The organism is Rudanella paleaurantiibacter (assembly GCF_009184635.1).
Classification (GTDB): domain Bacteria; phylum Bacteroidota; class Bacteroidia; order Cytophagales; family Spirosomataceae; genus Rudanella; species Rudanella paleaurantiibacter.
The window spans coordinates 347,299-370,330 of record NZ_WELI01000003.1 but is presented as its reverse complement, the minus strand read 5'-3'; the positions used below and the strand labels follow the sequence as shown (position 1 = coordinate 370,330).

At 52.4% G+C, this 23,032-nt stretch carries 16 protein-coding genes; 14 read left to right on the top strand and 2 right to left on the bottom strand.

Annotation, left to right across the window (positions count from 1 at the left end; genetic code table 11):
- Positions 1-43: 43 nt before the first annotated feature.
- A complete protein-coding gene (locus tag F5984_RS10175) occupies positions 44-1,756 on the top strand; it encodes a GMC oxidoreductase (protein ID WP_152124148.1) in 1,713 nt (570 codons plus the stop codon).
- 185 nt (positions 1,757-1,941) lie between these two features.
- On the opposite strand, the gene F5984_RS10170 is transcribed toward F5984_RS10175, so the two are convergent.
- Together F5984_RS10170 and F5984_RS10165 are read right to left on the bottom strand one after the other, a co-directional pair.
- Positions 1,942-2,703 carry a hypothetical protein gene (locus tag F5984_RS10170; RefSeq protein WP_152124147.1) on the bottom strand — a complete coding sequence of 254 codons (762 nt, stop codon included), beginning with the start codon at positions 2,701-2,703 and terminating at the stop codon, positions 1,942-1,944.
- A 236-nt stretch (positions 2,704-2,939) separates the two neighbouring features.
- Positions 2,940-5,204, bottom strand: a complete 2,265-nt coding sequence (locus F5984_RS10165) for a S9 family peptidase (RefSeq protein WP_152124146.1) — start codon at positions 5,202-5,204, stop codon at positions 2,940-2,942.
- Positions 5,205-5,536: 332 nt separating this feature from the next.
- On the opposite strand from F5984_RS10165, the gene lepA reads away from it, so the two are divergent.
- From lepA to F5984_RS10100, 13 genes are all read left to right on the top strand, one after another.
- On the top strand, positions 5,537-7,324 hold the full coding sequence (gene lepA / locus F5984_RS10160; RefSeq protein ID WP_152124145.1) for a translation elongation factor 4: 1,788 nt from the start codon (positions 5,537-5,539) through the stop codon (positions 7,322-7,324).
- A gap of 242 nt (positions 7,325-7,566) precedes the next feature.
- Positions 7,567-8,994: an FAD binding domain-containing protein gene (locus F5984_RS10155; RefSeq protein WP_152124144.1), complete on the top strand. Its 1,428-nt coding sequence runs from the start codon at positions 7,567-7,569 to the stop codon at positions 8,992-8,994.
- Between the two features lie 3 nt (positions 8,995-8,997).
- Positions 8,998-11,274 (top strand): xanthine dehydrogenase molybdopterin binding subunit, encoded by a 2,277-nt coding sequence (locus tag F5984_RS10150; protein ID WP_152124143.1) that lies wholly within the window; start codon positions 8,998-9,000, stop codon positions 11,272-11,274.
- Between the two features lie 337 nt (positions 11,275-11,611).
- Entirely contained in the window at positions 11,612-14,644 is a 3,033-nt protein-coding gene (locus F5984_RS10145) for a hypothetical protein (RefSeq protein WP_152124142.1), read from the top strand.
- 3 nt (positions 14,645-14,647) lie between these two features.
- On the top strand, positions 14,648-15,055 hold the full coding sequence (locus F5984_RS10140) for a DUF596 domain-containing protein (protein WP_152124141.1): 408 nt from the start codon (positions 14,648-14,650) through the stop codon (positions 15,053-15,055).
- 186 nt (positions 15,056-15,241) lie between these two features.
- On the top strand, positions 15,242-18,055 hold the full coding sequence (locus tag F5984_RS10135; protein ID WP_152124140.1) for an ADP-ribosyltransferase domain-containing protein: 2,814 nt from the start codon (positions 15,242-15,244) through the stop codon (positions 18,053-18,055).
- A 3-nt stretch (positions 18,056-18,058) separates the two neighbouring features.
- The gene (locus tag F5984_RS10130) at positions 18,059-18,346 is read left to right on the top strand and encodes a hypothetical protein (protein WP_152124139.1); all 288 of its coding nucleotides are present in this window, start codon (positions 18,059-18,061) and stop codon (positions 18,344-18,346) included.
- 2 nt (positions 18,347-18,348) lie between these two features.
- Complete coding sequence (locus tag F5984_RS10125) at positions 18,349-18,606, top strand: hypothetical protein (protein WP_152124138.1); 258 nt, start codon at positions 18,349-18,351, stop codon at positions 18,604-18,606.
- 61 nt (positions 18,607-18,667) lie between these two features.
- Positions 18,668-19,153: a hypothetical protein gene (locus F5984_RS10120; protein ID WP_185155476.1), complete on the top strand. Its 486-nt coding sequence runs from the start codon at positions 18,668-18,670 to the stop codon at positions 19,151-19,153.
- On the top strand, positions 19,131-19,811 hold the full coding sequence (locus F5984_RS10115; protein ID WP_221412960.1) for an HNH endonuclease signature motif containing protein: 681 nt from the start codon (positions 19,131-19,133) through the stop codon (positions 19,809-19,811). Before F5984_RS10120 ends, F5984_RS10115 begins: the two co-directional genes overlap by 23 nt.
- A 12-nt stretch (positions 19,812-19,823) precedes the next feature.
- The gene (locus tag F5984_RS10110; RefSeq protein ID WP_152124136.1) at positions 19,824-20,405 is read left to right on the top strand and encodes a hypothetical protein; all 582 of its coding nucleotides are present in this window, start codon (positions 19,824-19,826) and stop codon (positions 20,403-20,405) included.
- Positions 20,406-20,443: 38 nt separating this feature from the next.
- Positions 20,444-21,835 (top strand): hypothetical protein, encoded by a 1,392-nt coding sequence (locus tag F5984_RS10105; RefSeq protein ID WP_152124135.1) that lies wholly within the window; start codon positions 20,444-20,446, stop codon positions 21,833-21,835.
- A 3-nt stretch (positions 21,836-21,838) separates the two neighbouring features.
- On the top strand, positions 21,839-22,846 hold the full coding sequence (locus F5984_RS10100) for a PQQ-binding-like beta-propeller repeat protein (RefSeq protein WP_152124134.1): 1,008 nt from the start codon (positions 21,839-21,841) through the stop codon (positions 22,844-22,846).
- Positions 22,847-23,032: the final 186 nt, after the last annotated feature.

Sequence of the window (23,032 nt, the reverse complement as noted above, 5' to 3'; positions counted from 1 at the left end):
AAAAGGTTGCCTACCTGTACAGAAACTCCCCACATAGGCTATCATGTCATACTTCAATATTGATGCAGCTGCGCAAAATACCTACGATGCCATTGTGGTAGGATCGGGGATTAGTGGCGGATGGGCTGCCAAAGAACTTACCGGCAAAGGCTTGCGGACACTCGTGCTCGAACGGGGTCGGGATGTGCGGCACGTGACCGACTACCCCACCACCATGATGCAGCCTTGGGAGTTTGAACACCGGGGGCAGTTGCCCAAAGAGGTGCGCGACGCTAACCCGATTATCAGTAAGTGTTACGCGTTTTATGAGGGTACCCAGCATTTCTTTGTGAAAGATGCCGAGCACCCCTACGTGCAGGAGAAACCCTTCGACTGGATTCGGGGCTATCAGGTGGGCGGTAAGTCGCTCATGTGGGCGCGGCAGACCCAGCGGTGGAGCGACTTTGACTTTGACGGCCCCGCCCGCGATGGATTCGCGGTCGACTGGCCTATCCGGTATAAAGATATTGCCCCCTGGTACAGCTACGTCGAGAAGTTTGCCGGTATCTCGGGTAACAAAGACGGCCTGGCGAGCCTGCCCGATGGGGAGTTTCTGCCCCCGCACGAGTGGAACTGCGTGGAGAAACATTTTCAGCAGAAAATAGCGGGTAAGTACAAAGACCGGCACGTGATTATGGGCCGGGCTGCTCATATCACCCAGCCGCAGCCCATTCATTTGCAGCAGGGCCGGGCGCAGTGCCAGCACCGCACTATTTGTGAGCGCGGCTGCCCCTACGGCGGCTATTTCAGCAGCAACTCCAGCACGATTCCGTGGGCCATGCGTACCGGCAAAATGACCCTGCGGCCGCATTCGGTGGTGCATTCAATTATCTACGACGAGGCTAAAAAACGGGCCGTCGGTGTGCGGGTGATTGATGCGCAAACGAAGCAGATGCAGGAGTTTTACGCCAAAATCATTTTCCTCAATGCGGCCGCGCTGAACTCCAACCTGGTGTTGCTCAACTCGACTTCGAACCGGTTCCCCAACGGGCTGGGCAACGATAGCGGAGTATTGGGCAAGTACGTGGCTTTCCATAACTACCGGGCGGGTATCTCGGCGGAGTTCGACGGCAACCTCGATTCAACCACCGAAGGCCGCCGACCCAATAGCCCGTATATTCCCCGTTTCCGCAATTTGCTCAAACAGGAAACTGACTTCCTGCGGGGATACGCGGCCGGATTCAGTGCAGGCCGAATCTCGCGGGCCGATCAGAGTGGTTTAGGGGCCGACCTCAAGCAGGGCCTGCTTAACCCCAAACTGGGTGGCTGGTACGTGGGCTCGCACATGATGGGCGAAACCATCCCGAAAGAAACCAACTACGTAGCTCTCGACTCGTCGCTGAAAGACCCGTTCGGGATTCCGCAGTTGAAAATCGCCATTGACTACGACGCCAATGACGATAAGATGGTGAAAGACTACCAGGAGCAGATGACGGAGATGTTTACGGTGGCTGGTTTTACCAACATTCGGGTGCGCGACGACCACCGGAATCCGGGGCTGGATATTCACGAAATGGGTGGGGCTCGTATGGGCAACGATCCCAAAACGTCGATTCTGAACAAGTGGAATCAGGTGCATAGCTGCCCCAATGTATTTGTGACCGATGGCGCTTGCATGACTTCGACCTCGACCCAGAACCCCTCGCTCACGTACATGGCCCTGACCGCCCGCGCGGCCGACTACGCCGTGAAAATGATGAAGCAGAAGAGTCTGTAAAACGAAGTTCGGCCCTTGTGCCAGCCATTTCTGTAATTCATGTTGTCCAAACTAACATGAATTAAATTAGAACGCGGATGACACCGATTGAGCAGATATACGCTAATCTGCCTAATCGGTGTCATCCGCGTTCTAATTTGTTTTTGCTTAACGTGAATCACGTTAAGTGTCCGGTTTAAAATGGTTTAGCGTGTCAGATGTTCCGGTTTGCCCTTTCGGCGCGAAGCAGGCTCGCGAAAAGGCGAAATCCGCTCCTTGTGTCGGATAGCCCGCCAAAGGTCGGTCCAGAAAGCGGGAAAAACCGTAGCGCCAAAGCTGTAATAGGCTCCGTTGAAGGGTAGGCTTTGGGCCGAGTGAAAGGCGTACCGATACCCAACCTGCGTACTTAGACCTACCCAACGAGTGGCTTTCCATTGGCTGTAGAGGCCCACCTGAACGGGCACAAAAAAACCACTTTGGGTGCGCGGAGCCTCCTGATCGGTGCCGAGCGTGGTGGGCAGTGCTAAGGCTTTGCCCGCGCCAGCTTCAACCGGAGTGCTTAGAATCCAGCGTTTGTTATGAATCAGGTTGGGCCAGTAAAGCAGGCTCATAAACCACACATCGGTGCGGGTGTAATACCCCAAATTGACCCGCTGGAGGGCATCGCGACGCCAGTTGATGAGCCGCAACTGATTGGCGTACGTCAGCCAGTAATACCCTAACGTGAGGTGGTGGCGTTTGCGGCCAAACGTAATACCTGAGTTGATACCCCATACGTTGACCGGGTGCCGCATGATAAACGAGTTTCGGAAATCGAGGTTGAATGCCCAGGTAATAGCCGGGCGTGGCCGGGTACGGTTGCTGTCGGTGGGGGTATGCGTCAGGCTGTCGGGCATACTCTGTTCATCGCTCATGGCCGAAGCCGAGAACGAGACGAGCAGAACGACAAGCAGGAGGCAAAGACGCATAGGGTCGACGCAGCAAACGATTTAGTAACGGATTGGCAATATAATCCGTGTGTATACAACCGGATTTCGCTACAAAAAAGAGACTAAGGGGTTATCAATGAATGGTGTAACAATTATTGTGCCTTAAAAATCTCCGTACAAAATAACTGTCCAGTACAGAGCTATACAATCGCTCCATACTGGACAGTTCACGCAAATTAATACATGTAAAACCCAGCCCTGCTGACAGCCTTGAGCTATTTCAGGTGTTGCGCCAGATAATCAGTGTATTGCTGGTGCAGCAGCACATACGAAGCACCGTTGTAAGCTACGCCGTGGGCACCCGGCGGATAAATACGCAGGTCGGCATCCTTACCTTCGTCTTCGAGGGCATTCATCAGCTGGAACGTGTTCCGAACGTGCACGTTTTCGTCCATGGTTGAGTGGGCCACAAACATTTTGCCCGCCAGATTTTTGGCGTACGTCGTCACAGCCGAAGCCTTGTATTTAGCTTCGTTTTCGGGCATCAGACCCATGTAGCGTTCGGTGTAGATGCTATCGTACAAACGCCAGTCGGTTACGGGAGCGCCTACCAAAGAAACCTTAAATACACCGGGGTGCGTCAGCATGGTGTAGCTGCTCATGTAGCCGCCGTAGCTATGCCCCCGAATGGCCATCCGGTTGCCGTCAACCCACGGCTGTTTGGCCAGATACTTAGCGGTTTCGGCAAAGTCGAGGCTTTCGTATTTGCCCAATTGCTCGTACACAACTTTCTCAAAGTCGCGGCCGTAACCTCCGCTACCCCGGTTATTGACACTCACGACCACGTATCCTTGCTGGGTGAGGTACTGATGCCATGCACTCGTGCTGAAATCATTGTACACCGACTGCGCACCGGGGCCACCGTAAATATCGACCAGCACCGGGTACTTTTTCGAGTTGGGGTCGAAATCGGCCGGTTTGAGAATCGAGATGTCGATGCGTTGCCCGTCGGATGTGGTGAAATTGACCAGTTCTTTAGTGGCAATGGCGTTTTTAGCCACAAAATCGGTCACGCGGCTGTTGGCTTCCAGCGTTTTGATTTTTTTGCCTTTTGTATCCCACAGTTCGACCTGAGTGGGGGTGGTGGTGTTCGAATACCGGTCGATGTAATACACACCGTTGCCCTTGCTGTCGGCCGTGGCTGGGGCCACATTGACCGTGTGCCGACCCGGCGTGTTGGTAAGCCGACGCTTGTTTTTGCCGTCGATGTCAATCACATACAACTGCCGTTCCAGGGGCGACACTTCCGTAGAGGTGTAATACACTTTGCGGTTTTTGGCGTCGATGTGGTGCACGTAGGTCACCTCCCACGCGCCCGAAGTCACGGCGTTGAGCAGCTTACCCGTGTAATCGTACCGGTACAGGTGGGCGTATCCGTCGCGATCCGATACCCAGTAAAACTCGTTCACGCCCGCCGGGAAGTACATCAGGTGATTGATGCCCGCAAAAAAGTCAAATACGTCAATCCAGGTCTTTGCTTTTTCTTCCATGATGGGCCGAGCCTCGCCCGTGCGGCCGTTGGCCATGAACAACCGAAGGTGGTTTTGTTTGCGGTTGAGGTGAATCAGAGCCACCTGACCTTCTACATTGGTCCAGTAGATACGCGGAATGTAGCCATCCTGTAGGTCTACGTTCATCCACTGCTTTTTGCCGTTACTAATCTCGATGACACCAATCCGAACGCTGGGGTTGGTATCGCCCACGCGGGGGTAGGGCAGCGAGTCGTATTTCTCGTTAAAGCCCTTGTAATCGGTCATTTTGTAGATAGGTACCTGCCGCTCGTCGGACTGCCAGAACGCAATAAACTTGCTGTCGGGCGACCATTCCCAGGCTTGCGCCAAACCAAACTCTTCTTCGTACGCCCAGCCAAAGCGGCCGTTGTAGAAAGCGGGCGCGGCATCGTTGGTCAGTTGGGTTTCTTTACCGCCCGCGAAGTCGAACACAAACAGGTTGCCCCCCCGCTCGTAGCCAATCTTGCTGCCATCGGGGGCCAACTCGGCGGTTTGAGCATCTTTAGCTACCAGCTTCAGTGATTTGTCGGCCACCGAATAGCTGTAATAATCCGAAATACCTGATCGCCGGTACACCGGCCGGAAATTGGTTTGAAACAGGATGTTTTTCGAGTCTTTCGACCACTGAAACGACTGATAAACAAACTTTTGGGTTGTGCCGGGAAACGTAAGTCCACTGGCGTCGAAAACCACGGTTTCCTGCCCGGTTTGGGGCGTAAAGGTTTTAATAGTGCTTTGCCCGTCGAGGTACGAGAACGCCCGTCCGTTGTCGATCCAGTTGACACTGCGTGGCCCCTGCGAACCGTTGAGCTGACCACCGGCCGAGAGCGCCTGTTGCAAACTGGCAAAGCGTTGTTTGGCAGAAGCGGTCACATTGGCTGCCGGAGCCTGTGCCGATTGCCCGGTACCCACCAGGGGCGACGCGAGGGCCAGCCATAACAGCCAGCCAAAGGGTTTGTGATGAGACATGTAGTTAGGTAATGAAAAAGCAAAATTAATGAATTACGCCCAACGGTGCATGGTGCGGGCAACCGGGAAAAATCGGGCGTGTACACAACCCATTACCCCCTTTTAGAGTTAAAATGAGGTGAACAAATCCGGTGAATCGAGGCCAAACAACCGGCTCCGTTTTATCGGTGAACTATTCCTTCGTAATTTTGTAAGATTGGTGGCATACGAGCGATGGGTTGTTTGTCTTTGCCTATCTGTATTAGCTTGATTATGAGCAAAGAAGGTACAGTATGGCAAAGTTGAAAACCGCAGGTCGTATCGCTCAAACTACTTAAAGTAGACTTCCCAACGTGAAGCACATCCGTAATTTTTGCATTATCGCCCACATTGACCACGGCAAAAGCACACTCGCTGATCGCCTGTTGGAATTTACCAAGACCGTTGGGGCCCGCGACATGCAGGCCCAGTTGCTCGACGACATGGATCTGGAACGGGAGCGCGGTATTACGATCAAGAGCCACGCCATCCAGATGGACTACGTCCACAAAGGCGAGAAATATACGCTCAACCTGATCGACACGCCCGGTCACGTCGATTTCAGCTATGAGGTGTCGCGGTCGATTGCCGCCTGCGAAGGGGCCCTGCTCCTCGTGGATGCCTCACAGGGTACTGAGGCTCAGACCATTTCGAACCTGTATTTGGCCCTCAACAATGATCTGGTCATCATCCCGGTACTGAACAAAATTGATTTGCCCGGCGCTATGCCCGAGGAGATCAAAGACGAGATGGTAGACCTGCTCGGATGCGAACGCGACGACATTATTCCGGCATCGGGTAAAGAGGGTATTGGCGTTCCCGAAATTCTGGCCGCTATTGTCGAGCGGATTCCGCCACCGAAAGGCGAACCCGACGGAGCGCTGCAAGCCTTGATTTTCGATTCGCATTTTAACTCGTACCGGGGTATTGAGGTTATTTTCCGGGTTAAGAACGGCCGCATTCGCAAGGGCGATAAGGTGAAGTTCATGAACACCGGCAAGGAGTACATTGCCGATGAGATTGGTACGCTCCGCCTGACGCAGGAGCCCAAAGATGTGATCGAGTGTGGCGATGTAGGTTACCTGATTTCGGGTATCAAAGTGGCCAAAGAAGTGAAAGTAGGCGATACGGTCACGACGCTCGAAAACCCCGCTACGGAAGCCATCAAAGGGTTCTCGGAAGTAAAGCCAATGGTTTTTGCGGGCATTTACCCGGTTGAGACGAGTGAGTTTGAAGACCTCCGCGACGCGATGGAGAAGCTTCAGCTCAACGATGCGGCTCTGGTTTGGGAACCCGAAACCTCGGCGGCTTTGGGCTTTGGTTTCCGGTGCGGCTTCCTCGGTATGCTGCACATGGAGATTGTGCAGGAGCGGCTCGAACGCGAGTTCAACATGACCGTGATTACCACGGTCCCGTCGGTGCGGTTTGAAGTACTGACTACCAAAGGCCAGGAGCTACAGGTTTCGGCCCCCGCCGATATGCCTGAGCCGAACCTGATCGACTTTATCGAAGAACCGTTTATCCGGGCACAGATTATTACGAAAGCCGAGTACGTGGGTGGCATTATGGGCCTCTGCATGGACAAGCGGAGCATTCTGAAAAATCAGGTTTACCTCACCGCCGACCGCGTGGAACTTCAGTTTGAGATGCCCCTCGCCGAGGTCGTGTTCGACTTTTTTGATAAGCTCAAGACCATTTCGCGCGGGTATGCCTCACTCGATTACGAGTTTATGGACAACCGAGAGTCGGACATGGTGAAGCTCGACGTGATGCTCAACGGCGACAAAGTGGATGCTCTGTCGGCTATTGTGCACCGCTCGAAATCATACGAATGGGGCAAGAAACTGTGCGAAAAGCTCCGCGAACTGATTCCGCGTCAGCAGTTCGAGATTGCGATTCAGGCGGCTATCGGCCAGAAAATCATTGCCCGCGAAACCCTCAGCGCCCTTCGCAAAGACGTATTGGCCAAGTGTTACGGGGGGGATATTTCGCGGAAACGCAAGCTGCTCGACAAGCAGAAAAAAGGCAAGAAACGGATGCGGCAGGTCGGCAACGTCGAGATTCCGCAGGAAGCGTTTATGGCCGTGTTGAAGATTAATTAACGATATCCCTTGCTGGATTACGCTTGTTGTACATCCTGCTTGGAGCCACGGAAGATGACATCTCGTTTGGAGAGATGTCATCTTTTTTTATACCTATTCAGCTTGACACCTCTTATGTTTAGCTGAATCAACCTTCCTCAAAAAAAGTCTCATTGAAAGGATAGAATAATAAGATAGACTTAGTAAAAGGCAATTGAATCGTTTTATATTTACAAAATAGCCTTAAAACAGACATAGTTCTCTTGATTCGATTCCTTCTCAACGACCGACTTATTCAAACGGATGCTCCGACGAGCACCGTGATGCTTGACTTTATTCGGGCCAATCAGCACCTGACCGGTACCAAAACCGGCTGCCGCGAAGGCGACTGTGGGGCCTGTACCGTACTGGTAGGTGAGTGGGCCGACGGCCTGATGCACTACCGTTCCATGACCTCCTGCCTGATGCCCCTCGGTAATGCCAAAGGGCGACATATTGTAACCATCGAAGGGCTTAATCGCCCTAATACCCTCAATGTAGTACAGCAGGCTATGGTAGATGAAGGTGGTACACAGTGCGGTTTTTGCACGGTCGGGTTTGTGGTTTCGCTGGCGGGCTACTGCCTGAGCCACAAGGACCCCACTCCTCAGCAGGGTATTGCCAGTATCGACGGTAATATTTGCCGCTGCACAGGCTACAAGTCTATCGAACGGGCCGTAGACCGGATCAGTACCGCCCTGCGCGAGCGGCCCGCTCCGACCGACGCCCTTCCGTGGCTGGTACAACAGGGGTTCCTGCCCGATTATTTTGCCCAGATACCGCAACGGATGGCTCAGCTGGAAGCGCCGGGGGCGAATGGTCTGCACGCAACGGGTATCCATACCGATGCCTCTACCGACGCGGTGTTGGTGGGTGGCGGTACCGACCTCTACGTGCAACGCCCCGAAACCATGCGGCATGCGGCAGTACGGCACGTGTTCCGAGCCGACGAGCAGCCGCCCGTCTGGCGCGAAGACGACATTGTGTCGATAGGGGGGGCCTGCACAGCCGCCCAACTGGGTGAGTCGCCGGTATTGCTCGACCATTTTCCCGACTTGCCCGCCCACCTCAAGCTGGTATCGTCGACGCCTATCCGAAACATGGGTACGCTGGCCGGCAACCTCATCAACGCATCGCCCATCGGCGACCTGACCATCTGGTTTCTGGCTCTGGACGCGCAACTGGTCTTTTTTCGCGACAATGTCCGGCGTATTGTGCCCCTGCGCGACCTGTACAGGGGTTACAAAACGCTTAACAAGCACCCGCACGACGTACTCGAATCGCTCTTTTTTACCTTGCCTCGCCCCGGTGCGCAGTTCCGATTCGAAAAGGTATGCAAGCGCACCTACCTCGACATTGCGAGTGTGAACTCGGCAGCCTTGATTGAAACCGATGGCGACCGTATTCACCGGGCCGAGCTGTCGGTGGGGGGCGTAGCGCCCGTGCCGTTGTATCTGGCCCGTACGTCGGCCTTTCTGGCCGGGAAACCACTTAACCCACACACGCTCGAGGAGGCCAACGCCATTGCCCAAACGGAAATCAGCCCGATTGGCGACGTGCGCGGTTCCGTTGCCTACAAGCGCCTGTTGGTACGGCAGTTGCTCAAAGCTCATTTTGCCACGTTCCTGAGCGAGACCCACAACCTATCCTGACCTATGCAAAACATTGATTCGTTTACCCACGTCCGGGGCGAGTCGTTATATCTCGACGATCTGCCCATTGTCAACGGTACGTTATATGCCTGTGTGTTTGGGTCGCCGGTGGCGCATGGGCGTATCCGCTCGCTCGATTTGGCCGATGCACGCAACCTGCCCGGTGTGGTGCGGATTCTGACCGCCCGCGATATTCCCGGCGAGAATCAGATTGGGGGTATTATCCCCGACGAGGTGCTGCTGGCCGACCAAACCGTCGACTTCTGGGGAATGCCCATAGCCCTCGTTGTGGCCGAAACCGACGAAATTGCCCGCCGGGCCGCTACGCTGATCCGGGCCGACATTGACCCTTTGCCCGTAGTGACCGACCCGCGCGAGGCTTGTGCCCTGGGCCAGTTGATTGTGCCCCCGCGCACGTTTCAGACCGGCGATGCCGAAGCCGCTTTTGCCGATTGTGACTACATTTTTGAAGGACGGGCCGACTCGGGCGGGCAGGAACACCTGTACCTTGAAACCCAGGGAGCTTACGCTATTCCGCTCGAAAACGGTAATATCCGGCTGTTTTCGTCAACGCAGGGGCCAACCGCCGTGCAACGGGCGGTAGCGCGGGTACTCGGCCTGGGCATGCACAAAATCGAGATCGACGTGACCCGGCTGGGGGGCGGTTTTGGGGGAAAAGAAGATGGGGCTAACCTATGGGCGGCTTTGGTGGCTCTGGCTACGCACTGCCTCCGCCGTCCGGTAAAGTATGTGCTGCACCGGATGGAAGACCTCCGCATGACCGGCAAACGGCACCCCTACACCTCTGATTTCAAAATTGGCCTGACCAAAGACCTCAAAATTCGGGCGTACACGGCCTCGTTGTATCAGGATGCCGGGGCCTCGGCCGACCTGTCGCCGGCGGTGCTGGAGCGGAGCCTGTTTCACGCTAACAACACCTATTTTATTCCCAATCTCCGTGTTACGGCTTACTCGTGCCGCACCAATCTGCCTTCCAATACGGCGTTTCGGGGGTTTGGTGGGCCGCAGGGTATGTTTGTGATCGAAGCGGCCATTGCCAAAGCGGCCGAAGAGCTGGGCGTATCGGCCCTAGACATTCAGCGGGCTAATTTGCTGCGCGAAGGTGATGCGTTTCATTACGGGCAAGTGGCCGACGGTTGCGAAGCCGAAGCCTGCTGGACCGATGCCGCCACCCGCTACGACCTGCCGGAGTTACAGCGCGAAGTCGACGAGTTTAACCGCCAAAACAAGCTCAAAAAGAAAGGGTTGGCCGTCATGCCAATCTGTTTCGGCATTTCATTCACCAAAAAATGGATGAATCAGGCGCGGGCCCTCGTGCATCTGTATGCCGACGGGAGCGTGGGCGTAAGTACGGGCGCGGTCGAGATGGGGCAGGGGGTCAATACCAAAATGGTGCAGGTGGCCGCCCGCTGCCTGTCGGTGCGGCCCGAACGCATCAAAATTGAACCGACCAACACCACCCGCATTGCCAATACTTCGCCCACGGCTGCGAGTGCCACCTCCGACCTCAACGGCAAAGCTCTTCAACTGGCCTGTCAGGCCCTGACCGAACGTTTGTTGGGGGTAGCCCGCGCCCGGCTTCAAGCCGAGGAGGTTTCTATTCGCAACGAAGTCGTTTGGGTAGGCAATAAGCCGAGCGATCTGGGCTGGAACGACCTCATTCTGGAGGCTTATCAGCAGCGGGTCTGCCTGTCGGAGCACGCTCACTATGCCACGCCGGGCATTCATTATGACCCTACCGTAGAGAAAGGCCATCCGTTTGCGTACCATGTGTACGGCACGGCTTTGGTCGGAACTACGGTCGACTGCCTGCGGGGCACCTACACGGTCGATTACGTGCGGGTAACCCATGATTTTGGGCAGAGCATGAATACCATCGTCGACCGGGGGCAGGCCGAGGGGGCCATTGTGCAGGGCATTGGCTGGATGACTATGGAAGACCTTCGTTACAACGCCGACGGTCGTCTGTTGTCCAACGCTCTCTCGACGTACAAAATCCCGGATATTTATTCGGTGCCGCCCGTACTCGACATTCATTTTCTCGAAACAGCGGGCAGCGACTACGCCATTTTCCGGTCCAAAGCCGTTGGTGAGCCCCCGCTGATGTACGGCATTGGTGCTTATTTCGCCCTGCGGAATGCCGTTCGGGCGTTTAACCCCTCGTCTAACTTACCTTTCGACGCGCCCATGACCCCCGAAAAAGTCTTGTTGAGCCTGTACGCCGACGCGCTTGTACCCACGCCCGAAGTCGCGTCATGACATGCCGCCCCGGTCCGGTGAACGGCCGTACCGGGGCACTTTATTAGTCACACCGCAAACGCAACGTTTCAGCTCATGAGATCCTATCAGAGTTCCTACGAAAATTGAGGAACCCAAAATTACTTCATACGTAAAAGGATCGAGTTAGATAACTGTATCAATCAAAATAACGTGAGTTATGGATAGTGGATGGTGTAACTGTCTGCCCTATAAATAGTTGATGGCGCTTGTGCCTTCGACAGGCTCAGGCTGACTGGCAGCTCTCTAACCGATTGTCAGCCTGAGCCTGTCGAAGGCACAACGTCAGCGGTTTTCAGTAACTTACGTTAAATCATATATGTCCTGGTGCCAGATCGACGATATTCGAAGCTTATCGCTGGTTTCCAATGTCATTACGATCCAAAATGGGGTTACCATTGCGGGGGTAACGGCCCTGACGGTGGGCGAAACCCTGTCACTGACGGCTATGCCTGTCTCCCAACCCGCCAGTGCTACCGCTACGGCTACCTACGTCTGGGCTGGGCCAGCCGGAACGGGGCTAACGAGTACAAGCCGATTTTTATCGCAGGTAGGGGTGAGCGCGAACATGTCGGGGCTGTATACGGTAACGGCAACCATTGGCAGTTGTAAAGCCGTTGGCACGACGAGTGTCACCGTGACCGGTGCCCGGATTGTTACGGGAACGCTTCCCGTGGCGAGTGTGTGCTTTAGCCGGGAGCTGACGGTTCCCTTCTCGCAAACGGGCATCCTAGCCACCAACGCTACTACGGCGACCGGGCTTGTCGCTGAACTGTCCGATGCGGGAGGCAGCTTTAATCAGCCAACCCGTCTGTCGACACTGGGTAGTACGGCCACCAGTATGCAGGTAGCGCTTCCGCCGACGCTGGCCAGCAGCGTAAATTATCGGGTGCGGGTGATAAGTATTAATCCCCTGATCGAAGGAACAGTAAGCCCCTCCGCTTTGACCATTACCTCGGCTCCGACTCTGAGCGTTTCGGTAGCCTATCCAGCGGGCAACCTCGCTGACGGGAGTTCGGTCACGCTCTCCGCCCGGTTGACCCCCGCTACTCCAGAGGCAACTTATGCCTGGCGAACACCAACCGGTACCACCGCTACATCGGCAACGCTAATCGTTCCTTTTTCGACGGCAACGGCTACGGCACTTTATACCTTGACGGCCACCGCGCCGGGTGGTTGTACCGTAACCGGTGCTACCGCCCTGACGACCAGTACGCAAAGCTGCGACGTGCGCATCGTTGCCAAAGACAGTAAGGGCAAGGAGACAACGAAGATACCCCGAACAGCCCCTGCCTCGCTCACTTTATCGGTAGAGAGTCTGGAAGGCGCATTGTTACAAGGCTACACCTACCAATGGTTTTACAAAACAGCAGCTGGGGTAAGCACTGGTCTGGGCAGTAGCCTAAGTGTCGTGGCCACGGCTGTGGGCGAGTATGGAGTAAACCTAACCGGACCCGATGCGAGCACTTGCGTGGCCTACCTCACCCTGAGCCGGACCCTATGCCAGACGGTGGTGCAGACCTATCAGTGCGGCACAAATCCGGCCACGCCCGTAGGTACACCGGGAAGCCCTCCTCTGACAAACCTTGCCCCCGGCGACACCATCCGTACGGGTGACTTTGACGTGGTGGTAACGGAGGTAACAGGGGGCGGAGCTTCCGGCTGGACGGGCAAAGGTTACACCGAGATACCGTATCTAAAGAATCAGCGCATTGCCGTAGAACTAAACGGCGCGGTGGTGAACGATTGCTATGAACTGGTGAGCGGAACGGTGGTGAGTGCTTATGACCCGGCATGGGGTGAGGTGCGGGATATAAACACGGCCAATATTGGCGCAGACAACGACGATCCGCAGACAACGCTTGCCAAAGTTCAGGACGCCATGCTCACTTTCTCCGGCAGTGATGGCGATAAGCAGCGTATTGATGAGTACATCGCCAAGTTGCAAACCCAGATTCTGAATGATCCTGATCTGACTGACGAACAACGCTCACAAGGTTTGGCAGATTTAACGTTGGCAAAGAAAGCCTGGGAGGACTTAAAAGCCTGTTCATCAGCACGTATGGCAACAGCTACAGCCCGACTGGCCGCACCAGCTTGCTCGAAAGAGACGGTTTCCGACGCGTTTGCCCAAATAAATACTACCTTAACCAATCCTTTAACGCCTTGTCAGGCACCCGATGCCCCCCGACCAACGCGGCCCGGTTTAGAGGGCCAAATGACAACAACGGTGGGTACGCGCATCGGTGGCGGGCCGGATGGCCCCAAACCAGAGTCCTGCTTTAAGGAGTGGTATTACTTCGCAGGAGCACCTGCTTCGCTACAGGCCGCTACTTTCCCCAGTATCAGCGATTGGAGCGCGGGCTGGTACAGCAAGCGGGAGTACATCAGCCGGGTGCGGGAAGTCATCAAGGCTTTTGCCTACCTGACGGGTGATGTAAAGGTACTTGACCCGGATTTTAACCGGGCGCAAAGTCTGGCTCTGTTTAATGATTATGTGAATAGCCGTAGTTTCTCGGATAATTTCCTGACGACAATCTCGGCTGATTACGAGGGCATCAAACGGAGCATCGATTTCACTGTAACAGGGTCAGGGGCTATTGAACCCTTCAACATTGACTTTGATGTACTCACGGTTGGCACACTGACCGGCTGGAAAGCACTGGCACAAGCGAGTTTCGGCCTGGCCAAAGCGGGCCTGCTGAGTTCCCGAAACGCTTACATCACCGTTCGGCTGGCAGCTAACCTGCGGCTGGCCAAAATCGGGCCGGGTGGGGTGTTGAGCAACATCAAGTGGTTGGAGAAGAACATCACCGAGAGTAGCATTGCACACTCGATGCAATTGACCAATCAGCCCTTTATCAATCCTTTTGGGGAGCAGGTGGTAGGGCGGTTGTTGCTGATCAAACTCAAAGACAATACCTGGCATACGCTTTCAGGGATTCGGGGCGACATCACTAGTCCGCTGGGTGATGTTGTGAGGCTTTTCGATAAGACGGATTACCTGAACTCATTGACTATCAGGGGAAAGATTCTTCAGAATGTAGCGAATCCGCGTGACAGCCGAACCGTCAAAATTTTCGCGGGTGCTACAGATAATGAGATTATTCAGTTAGCAGAAACGCTGGCGGGTAGTAAACTGAGTAATGCTACACTCAGAGAAATACCTCAAGGTAAGATCTGGACCTGGTATCCCGACCCAAGTAATCAAAAGTTTCAAATCAGACTCCGCAATTTGGGTAATCTAACTAATCAGGCATTAACTGAGGCCCGATGGACAATAGATGTAGTCAACGAGAACCTATTATTGTCAGTCGTCAACGACAAAAAAATAGAACTTAAATTTCAATAGGGTATGATTAGCAAGGCAAGTTTAGATAAGATCATTACCTGTTTCCTCTACCAGGATTTAGAACATCTTTGGTTCAAAACGGAACGATGGGATTTCTACGATTTTCCACAAACAATCTCTGAGGATTATCATCAAAGGGTCCAACTGTTTTGCTATGTCTTAGAGCACATCCTGAATGATAACCTGGCTGTACTGGCCAAAAATGGTGTTTTTTTGGTAGGCAGCCCTACTGAGCAGGCTAACCTGTTTCAGAAAGCATTCCCTGCGGATGAGGCAACCTGGGATGAACACAGTGCCTACTGGTGGTTTCTGGATGAATGTCCGGGATCAATTGTTTGGTATATCGAAGACGATAATGGAGGTGTTTTAACTACTCCTGTAGGTGATGGACGTTTTTACTACTGGCCTTAATCAACCGTGCTCACCCCCACCCTCACATACCACCCCCATCTCACCCGTTGGCCCCTCAGCCGCCGGGCGGGGGCGTATGGATTTGGGGAGAGCACCACCACCGCCCTCGGCAGCAGCCCCACCCTCTCGGCCACCGCGATTGGGGAATACAAGGTGACGGTGAGCGGAGCCGACAACCGCACCTGCGTGGCTTACCTGACCCTGAGTAAGTCGTTGTGTAACACCGTTGTACAGACCTATCAGTGTGGCACAACCCCCGCCACACCTATCAGTAGCATTGACACCACTCCACTAACCAACCTCGCCCCCGGCGACACCATCCGTACGGGCGACTTTGATGTGGTAGTGACGGAGGTAATAGGTGGCGGAGCTTCCGGCTGGATAGGCAAAGGTTACACCGAGATACCGTATCTGAAAAACCAACGCATTGCCGTAGAGCTAAACAGTGCCGTGGTGAACGACTGCTACGAACTGGTGAGCGGGACTGTTGTGAGTGCCTATGACCCAGCCTGGGGTGGTGTGCGCTCGGTGGATATGGCTATTGACCAGATTCGGGACTTGGCCACTCGACTTGTGGATCTTTACAATACATACACGGGCACGGCGGAGCAACAAGCGCAGATTCGACAGGCTAATGCGCAACTATGCGAGAATATTACGAGTAATAATGAGTTAAGCGCGGATCAGAAAGCGACGCTGTTGGCTAAATGTCAAGCTTACCAGGCAGATGCCGAAACTTTCTTAACCTGTACAGCCCCTGCCCCCACAACGAGTGGAGTTGGTAATCGTAATACTGCTCGTTCGGCAACCAGCGCCAGTTGTACCGTTACGGCCGATATGCTCACCGGGCAGGTCAATGACATTCAGCAAGCAGCCAGCGCGAATGCCACCGCTACCCCACCGAAGTCTAAACCGAATGAGTACTTCTCAGCTACAGGCGAATTGCTCAAACCATTAGTATTTTTTGCGGTGGGCGACAAAAAGGTGGTGGACCTGCCCAAGGGAGCTAAGCTTGACATCCGCATGATTGATCAGAGCATCTTTGATCGGAACGCCAATCGGTTGATGTCATTCCAGGAGGTAACCAAGAAGTATTATGCTGATCCTCTAAAGAGTAGCTCTGACGCGATTCAGTACATTGCAGAAGGAGATAAAACGCTCTATCCGTTACGGGCATTTTCTACGGCATTACCCGAGGTCTTCACGGTCACTTATCGTATTGATCCCCAGGGAGGTTGTAAAGCTGAAGTCTTTAAAACGAAACTCACGGCCGAAGGGCAAATTGACGGACCAAAAGCGTCGGTATGGGTAGCGACGAGTGACTGTGGTCAGACAGATGAGTTTTTAGCGAAGTATGGGCAGGGGCTAAAGACCATCCTGGCCGCTAACAACCAGCGAGCCGATGTGTACCTCTACGATTGCGCCAAGCCAAACAAGTATGTGCATGTAACGGCCACCCAAAGCGAGACGCTTACAGGCTCAGCTACAACCGACCGTCCTGGTGAGGCCAACATCCTGGTACGGGCCTGCTGGAATAGTACTACCAAAAACTGGGCAACAGTGAAAACGGAGTTTCGTGTTCAACCTGCTGAAAACGCCAAGTGGAGTGCCAAACGGGTGACGGCAGCAAAGATCAACGATGCTTTTGATCGCAAGGCTAAAGAACTACTAGCTCAGCGCAGTACTGAAACTTCCCCCGGCGAAGGGACGAATACAAACTATAGCAGCCTGCTGACCGATCCGGCCGAGGGTAAATTTGAGTACAAAAACTCAAACATCTTCGCCTTCATCGTTGGCTTAAAAGACATCAGTGGGAAGCTAATCGAATTAGCCAAAGTACCTGAATCGACCTGGAACCCACAGGCCCCAGGCTACACAGAGTCGGTAGTGAAAGTACCTGCCGTTTTAGCTGGTGGTACTGATCAGACAATCGAGGAATTCACCGACGGGTTACAGTTTGTGGATTTAGCCCTGGATATTGCCGCCGAACCCGCTAAGGCAAAGCAGATTTGGGATGGCATCCGGCAAATCAGGCCCGAAACGGTGAAAAACATCATTCGGGAACACGTGGCCACTTATACAGCGGGTGGCCCCAAAGCCTTCTATCAGGGCGGACGCGACGGCATCACCATAGCCTTCATGTGGAAGGGACTGGCTTCACTGGTCGCAAAAGCTGCAACGGGAGTTGAGCAGGCCGGCGCTACGGTAGTCGCTCTCATGGCTGGCGGGGCGGATGATATTGTAGCAATGCTTCTCCGTCTGCAAAAGAAATTCAAGGCTCTCAACAGGGGCGGACTTTTCGATCAATTCAAAAAAGACTTTGAAAACAAGCCTGATTTGTTGCAACAGTTCGATACAGACGTATTAGACATCAAAGCATACGATGCGTTGGCAACCAGCAGCTACCGGACAAATGCTACGTATCTAAGGTTTTTCGGCAACCAAACGGTACGCGACAACTTAAAACGAGTCATCAGTGATGAAAGCCTCGATTTTAAAAACCTGACGTTTGAACACGTAACAGCAATCTACCACTATACGACTCCCGCCTTTAGAGAGTTAAACAGTGCCTTACGCAATCCTGCTTTGATGAACGATTACCTGCGTTCGTTTCAAACTGTCCTGAATGATGCCATTGATAAATTGCCCAAGCGTATAGGAACAACGTTTCGAGGAACCTCATTGCCCCCTTTTGTAATTGACCAATATGAGTTAGCATATAGAAATGGTACATCTAACCTCGAAAAGGCATTTACTTCCAGTAGTAAAGACCCAATAGTTGCTCAACGCTTTGCTGACCAAGCTGTTAAAGATGGAGAAATCCGGGTTGTATTTACTGTGAATGGCCGTAGCGGAGTTGATATGAGTGGAATGTCAGCAGCAGTAAAATACCAAGAGAGCGAAGTACTTTTCAAAAGTACTTCACCTTTCAAAGTAACCGATTTTAAACTCTCTTCGGATGCGAAAGGCAGTATATATTTAATCGAACTAACCGAGTAATTTATGGAACCTGATGTAAACCGTAGGCCGAATGAGACCTTCGAGGAGTACATGAAGCGTATTTTAGGTGAGGCTAAGGAACGTTATGACCGAATGAGTCCTGAAGATCAGCAGCTTTTAGATGAAGCTGCTCGGCGACATGGTGAACTTGTACATTCCGAAATCATGGTCTCGTTTCCCGATGTGTTGGACGATACCGCTGGTAAAACTCCTCAACAGGGGGAGACAGCAGACAACAAAACGCCACCCGTAGACCAGCAGCCGGATGCCAATTCTAACATTACAGAATAGCTATGGAAAAGCAGGAAACGCCAGAAGAATTTAGAGATCGCATCAATCGACTTATCCGTGAGTCGGATGAGCAAATAGCTAGGATGACTCCAGAGGAACGAGCCGAGCTATTTGAGGCTCAGCGCAGTCACGCCGAAAAGGTCCGAGACCAGATAACGGCTTCCTATGAAGCAGATATCCGGGCGGGGCGAGTCCAACCAACAGACGATAATACGCCCGACAAATCGCCTGATTCAGAGGAATTGCTACAAAGTGAGTAGTTGATTGCTGCCAAATAAACTATCAAACAAGACCATGCCCTACCCGGCCCATCTGTCACGCTTGCTCCTAATACTCCTGCTGGTCATCGTTCCCGGTAGGCGGATTTCGCTTGCTTCTGTCAGTTTAGGGCTGTCCCCCGTGCTGGCCGGGGGAGCCGACCAAACCCTGGAAGAGTTTACCGATGGGTTACAGTTTGTGGATTTAGCCCTGGATATTGCCGCCGAACCCGCTAAGGCAAAGCAGATATGGGATGGCATCCGGCAAATCAGGCCCGAAACGGTGAAAAACATCATTCGGGAACACGTGGCCACTTATACAGCGGGTGGCCCCAAAGCCTTCTATCAGGGCGGACGGGACGGCATCACCATTGCCTTCATGTGGAAGGGACTGGCAGGGGCTGCTACTAAACTGGCGGGCTATGCCTCGCAGTTAAGTTCGGTTGCCGATCAGGTGCAACAGGCTGGGGCGACCATGATCGGTTTGGTGACTGGGACGAGTAAAGTGGCCGACGAGGTGCTAGGGATTGCTCAAGAAGTTGCAGAGTAAGTTCAGCAACGAGCAAAATTTCCTTGCATTCTTGCAGGAGTATGGCCGCGACGATGCGTTGACCACATTGAGCCAGTTTGATGCTGGCTTCCTGGACGTACGCGGCTGGGAGATACTTCGCAGCCTGCCCGATGGTAAGAAGTGGGTGAAGCAGAACAAAGCACTGTTGAACCGAATGGTAGGGCGCACTGACGCCTTCAAAGAAAACATCCGTAAATACTACGAGAACCAGCAATTGCCCAGTGGCAGGGCTTCTGACCCACCCGTAACATACAATGGCGTGGATATTGATGTGTATGGACATCCTAACTTTGTTCCCTTTGTCCCTCAACTGGCTGACGGACGCAAAATCAGGTATACCAGCCAAACACTCAACGGGACAATTACTGATATGAAAACAGCAAACACTTGGGCCAGCAGTTATGGAATAGAAAATTTTGAAGGGCTTCCCAATGGTCGCTGTAAGATCAAGGATGCTTCAGGTACTTGGGTAGAATGTGTGTGGCATCATCATGAAGATGGCAGAACGCTAATGCCTGTTCCTATAGAGGTTCATAATAGGAGTTTTAGCGCAGCTGGTACGGGCGTTCCTCACACCGGTGGAGCCGCTGTTATCAGGTATGGTATTCAGGACTTTTTCCCTTCTCCACAATACTAACCAATTTTTAAAATGCAAGAAAAGAACGGACTAGAACTATTAGTTCCCAGAACACAAGGTGAGCAGTTAAATATTAGCTCATTTGAGGAAAGTAATGGCATTAAACTGCCGCCTGTTTATAAAGCATTCATACGTTCTTATAAACTTCTGGGTGACGACACAATTATCAATCCGTATAATTTCTACTATCCTCCACAGGATAGAACAAGAAACTTTGGTGATGCAAATCATCAGAACATTGATGTCTTGCTAGGCGCATTCTATGAGCCAGTCAAGTGTATGGAGCTGATGAACGAATTCTACCCTCAGGAGGATGCCATCTGGCAGCAGGAAGTTTTTCTTATTGGCACAAACGACATGAACCATGCCCTTCTGGTAGGAATCGGTTCGGCTAACCTTGATCGAATCATCATTGACAGACCCGACCTCGAACCTCGTTTTATTTCTGTAGCAGAAGATATTCTTGACTTGATCCGAGGATTTAGCATTCGTCCAGAGGAACGGATGCTTTACGGCCCTAAATTGTCTCAACTCTACAAAAACTGGGGCGAAGACTTTTGGCGCATTCGGGAAACTGAAGCTCCCCAACAATAACCCTCCTCAAAACGACCATAAAAAGTCGCTTGTAAACGATGTTTGCTTTACTTCCTTTTCGGTTATTTATAGCTTTTTTCCTGATATTCATCGGGTTGCCAGACTCAGTATGGGCGTTGCGGGCCGAGGTTACCAACATACTGGCTGGGGGAGCCGACCAGACTCTGGAAGAGTTTACCGACGGGTTACAGTTTGTAGATTTAGCCCTGGATATTGCCGCCGAACCTGCTAAGGCAAAGCAGATTTGGGATGGAATCCGGCAAATCAGGCCCGAAACGGTGAAAAACATCATTCGGGAACACGTGGCCACTTATACAGCGGGTGGCCCCAAAGCCTTCTATCAGGGCGGACGCGACGGCATCACCATAGCCTTCATGTGGAAGGGACTGGCAGGGGCTGCTACTAAACTGGCGGGCTATGCCTCGCAGTTGAGTTCGGTTGCCGATCAGGTTCAACAGGCTGGGGCGACGATGATCGGTTTGGTGACTGGGACGAGTAAAGTGGCCGACGAGGTGCTGGGATTGCTCAAGAAGTTGCAGAGTAAGTTCAGCAACGAGCAAACCTTTATGGCGTTCTTACAGGACTTTGGCTCCGACGAGTCGCTGGACCTATTGCGTAAGTTCGACGCGGGTGAGCTGGATGTGAAAGCCTGGGAAGTGCTGCGCGAATCAGGCAGTACGGCTAAAAAGTCGATAGCAACACTGGAAAAGTTATCTTCTTTGCTCAAAAGCAACCGCTTCAATTGGACTTCTCTCGAATTCAACAAAACTTTTACCAAACTTTTGAAGGATGTTCGACCTGGCACTATCATCACCTACGTGGATGATGCGGGCGAAACGGTTCAAGACTTGGTTGGCAAAACGCTTTCGGAAGATGAGTTGCTCGACGGCTTGAAAGCACTGAATGACCGACGTATTCTTAACAGTGAGGACGTTTTGAAAGAGTTATGTTGTGAATCAACCTGGAAGTTTACTGGCGCGGAGATGGTACTGCGGGCTGCCCTAACGACTAAACCGAACCCTTTGTGGGATCAGATCCAGTCTTTCGAGCAATATGTGAACGGGCAGAACGGTGGACGATTCATTGATATTTTGCTCAAAACTGGGAAGCGAATCGAGGTCAAAAGCTGGAAAAAACTATATTCCGCGTCGTTCATCAAGCAGTTTGTGCAACGGGATTTAACCGATATTAATGCACTGTCTGAATTAGGATGGGTGTTTGATGGCAAGTATCCGAACGGCATGGCGGGCCTGAAAGCAGACGTAGAAGATGTACTAAGGTCCGCTAGCGGAAAGGCAGCATTAAATGCCCTACCTCCAGCTAAATTGAACGCCTATTTTCCGAACTCAAATCCATTAACAGGGCTAACAGACTCCGATATAACGGATTTTGTAAATCGTAACTTCAATTCAATTTTTAGTCTACAGTGATTTATGTTTGACCGGATAAAATCAATTCCGCACATCAGTAGAGACATTGCTTTTTTTAAGGGGGAAGTTGTCTATAGCGACGGTATGACTGTTGTACATTGGAAACCTCCTTATCAGGAAGCTAACTCCTACACACACAACTCAAAACTGGTCATTGAAAAAATCGATGTAACTGGTATCTGGATAAGAGACCTGACATCGCTTTATCAAATAACCAGTACAGTTAAACATTCGATCCATCTGGCTAATGGCTTCGGTTTACAGGTAAAATATATATCAGAACATAAGATTTTAGTTCGTCGAAAAGTTGATGATCGCCTTTGGATGATGCAACTGCTAGATGCAACTAATGGGCTTGTACTTTGGGAGTATCCTGCTCCTGACCTTAGCGATGGCTATATCGAGAATCAAACACTCTTAATTCGAGAGGGTACAGCTTCAATAAGCGGTCTCTCCATACGGAATAGTACCAAGGTATGGCAGTTTTATGTTAAAGAAAAAGGCCATCATTTTAGTGACAAGGGGCCTACCGACGGCGAAATTCGTAACCTGTGGATACACGATAACCTTGTTATCATTGAAGTCGCCCGGCAGTGGTTGGTTGCACTCGACATCAGCACGGGGGCTGTATGCTGGGAAGTTCCCTTCTCCTCGCAGTGGGCCTTTTACTGTTCTCTTTACGAAGGTGTTTTATATATCTTCTCGGAACACTATTACGAGATTGACGCACAGTCTGGGCAAATTCTACGAAAATTAGTCCATCGTCCACTCTTTGAGTCGGTTGACTTTACGCCTGTGTTTCATACCGCTCCTGCTATTGATGCAAAGTTCCTAGCCATTGCATCAGGGAACAGCCCAAAGTTGTTGGTCATCAACCGTCAGGACTTCACTATTCATCAATGCATTCAGCTTAAGAATAGTGTGCCACTTTCCAATAAACCCGTGCTACACGAAGGATACCTGCTCCAGTTAGAAAGAGACGAGACGTTACAAATTTTCAAACAACAATAAAAAGCATTTACTCGTGTATGAACTGCGCAAACTTCTTACAGATTTTGCACCAAAAGCTCTCGTTACTCAGCGCGTGGTCGGAATCAGTATGGGCTACACATGGCTACACAGATTCGATAGTTTCGAAAGTAAAGATACTGGCTTGCTGGCCGAACGATTTGACCAAACTCTGAAAGTCTTCACTGA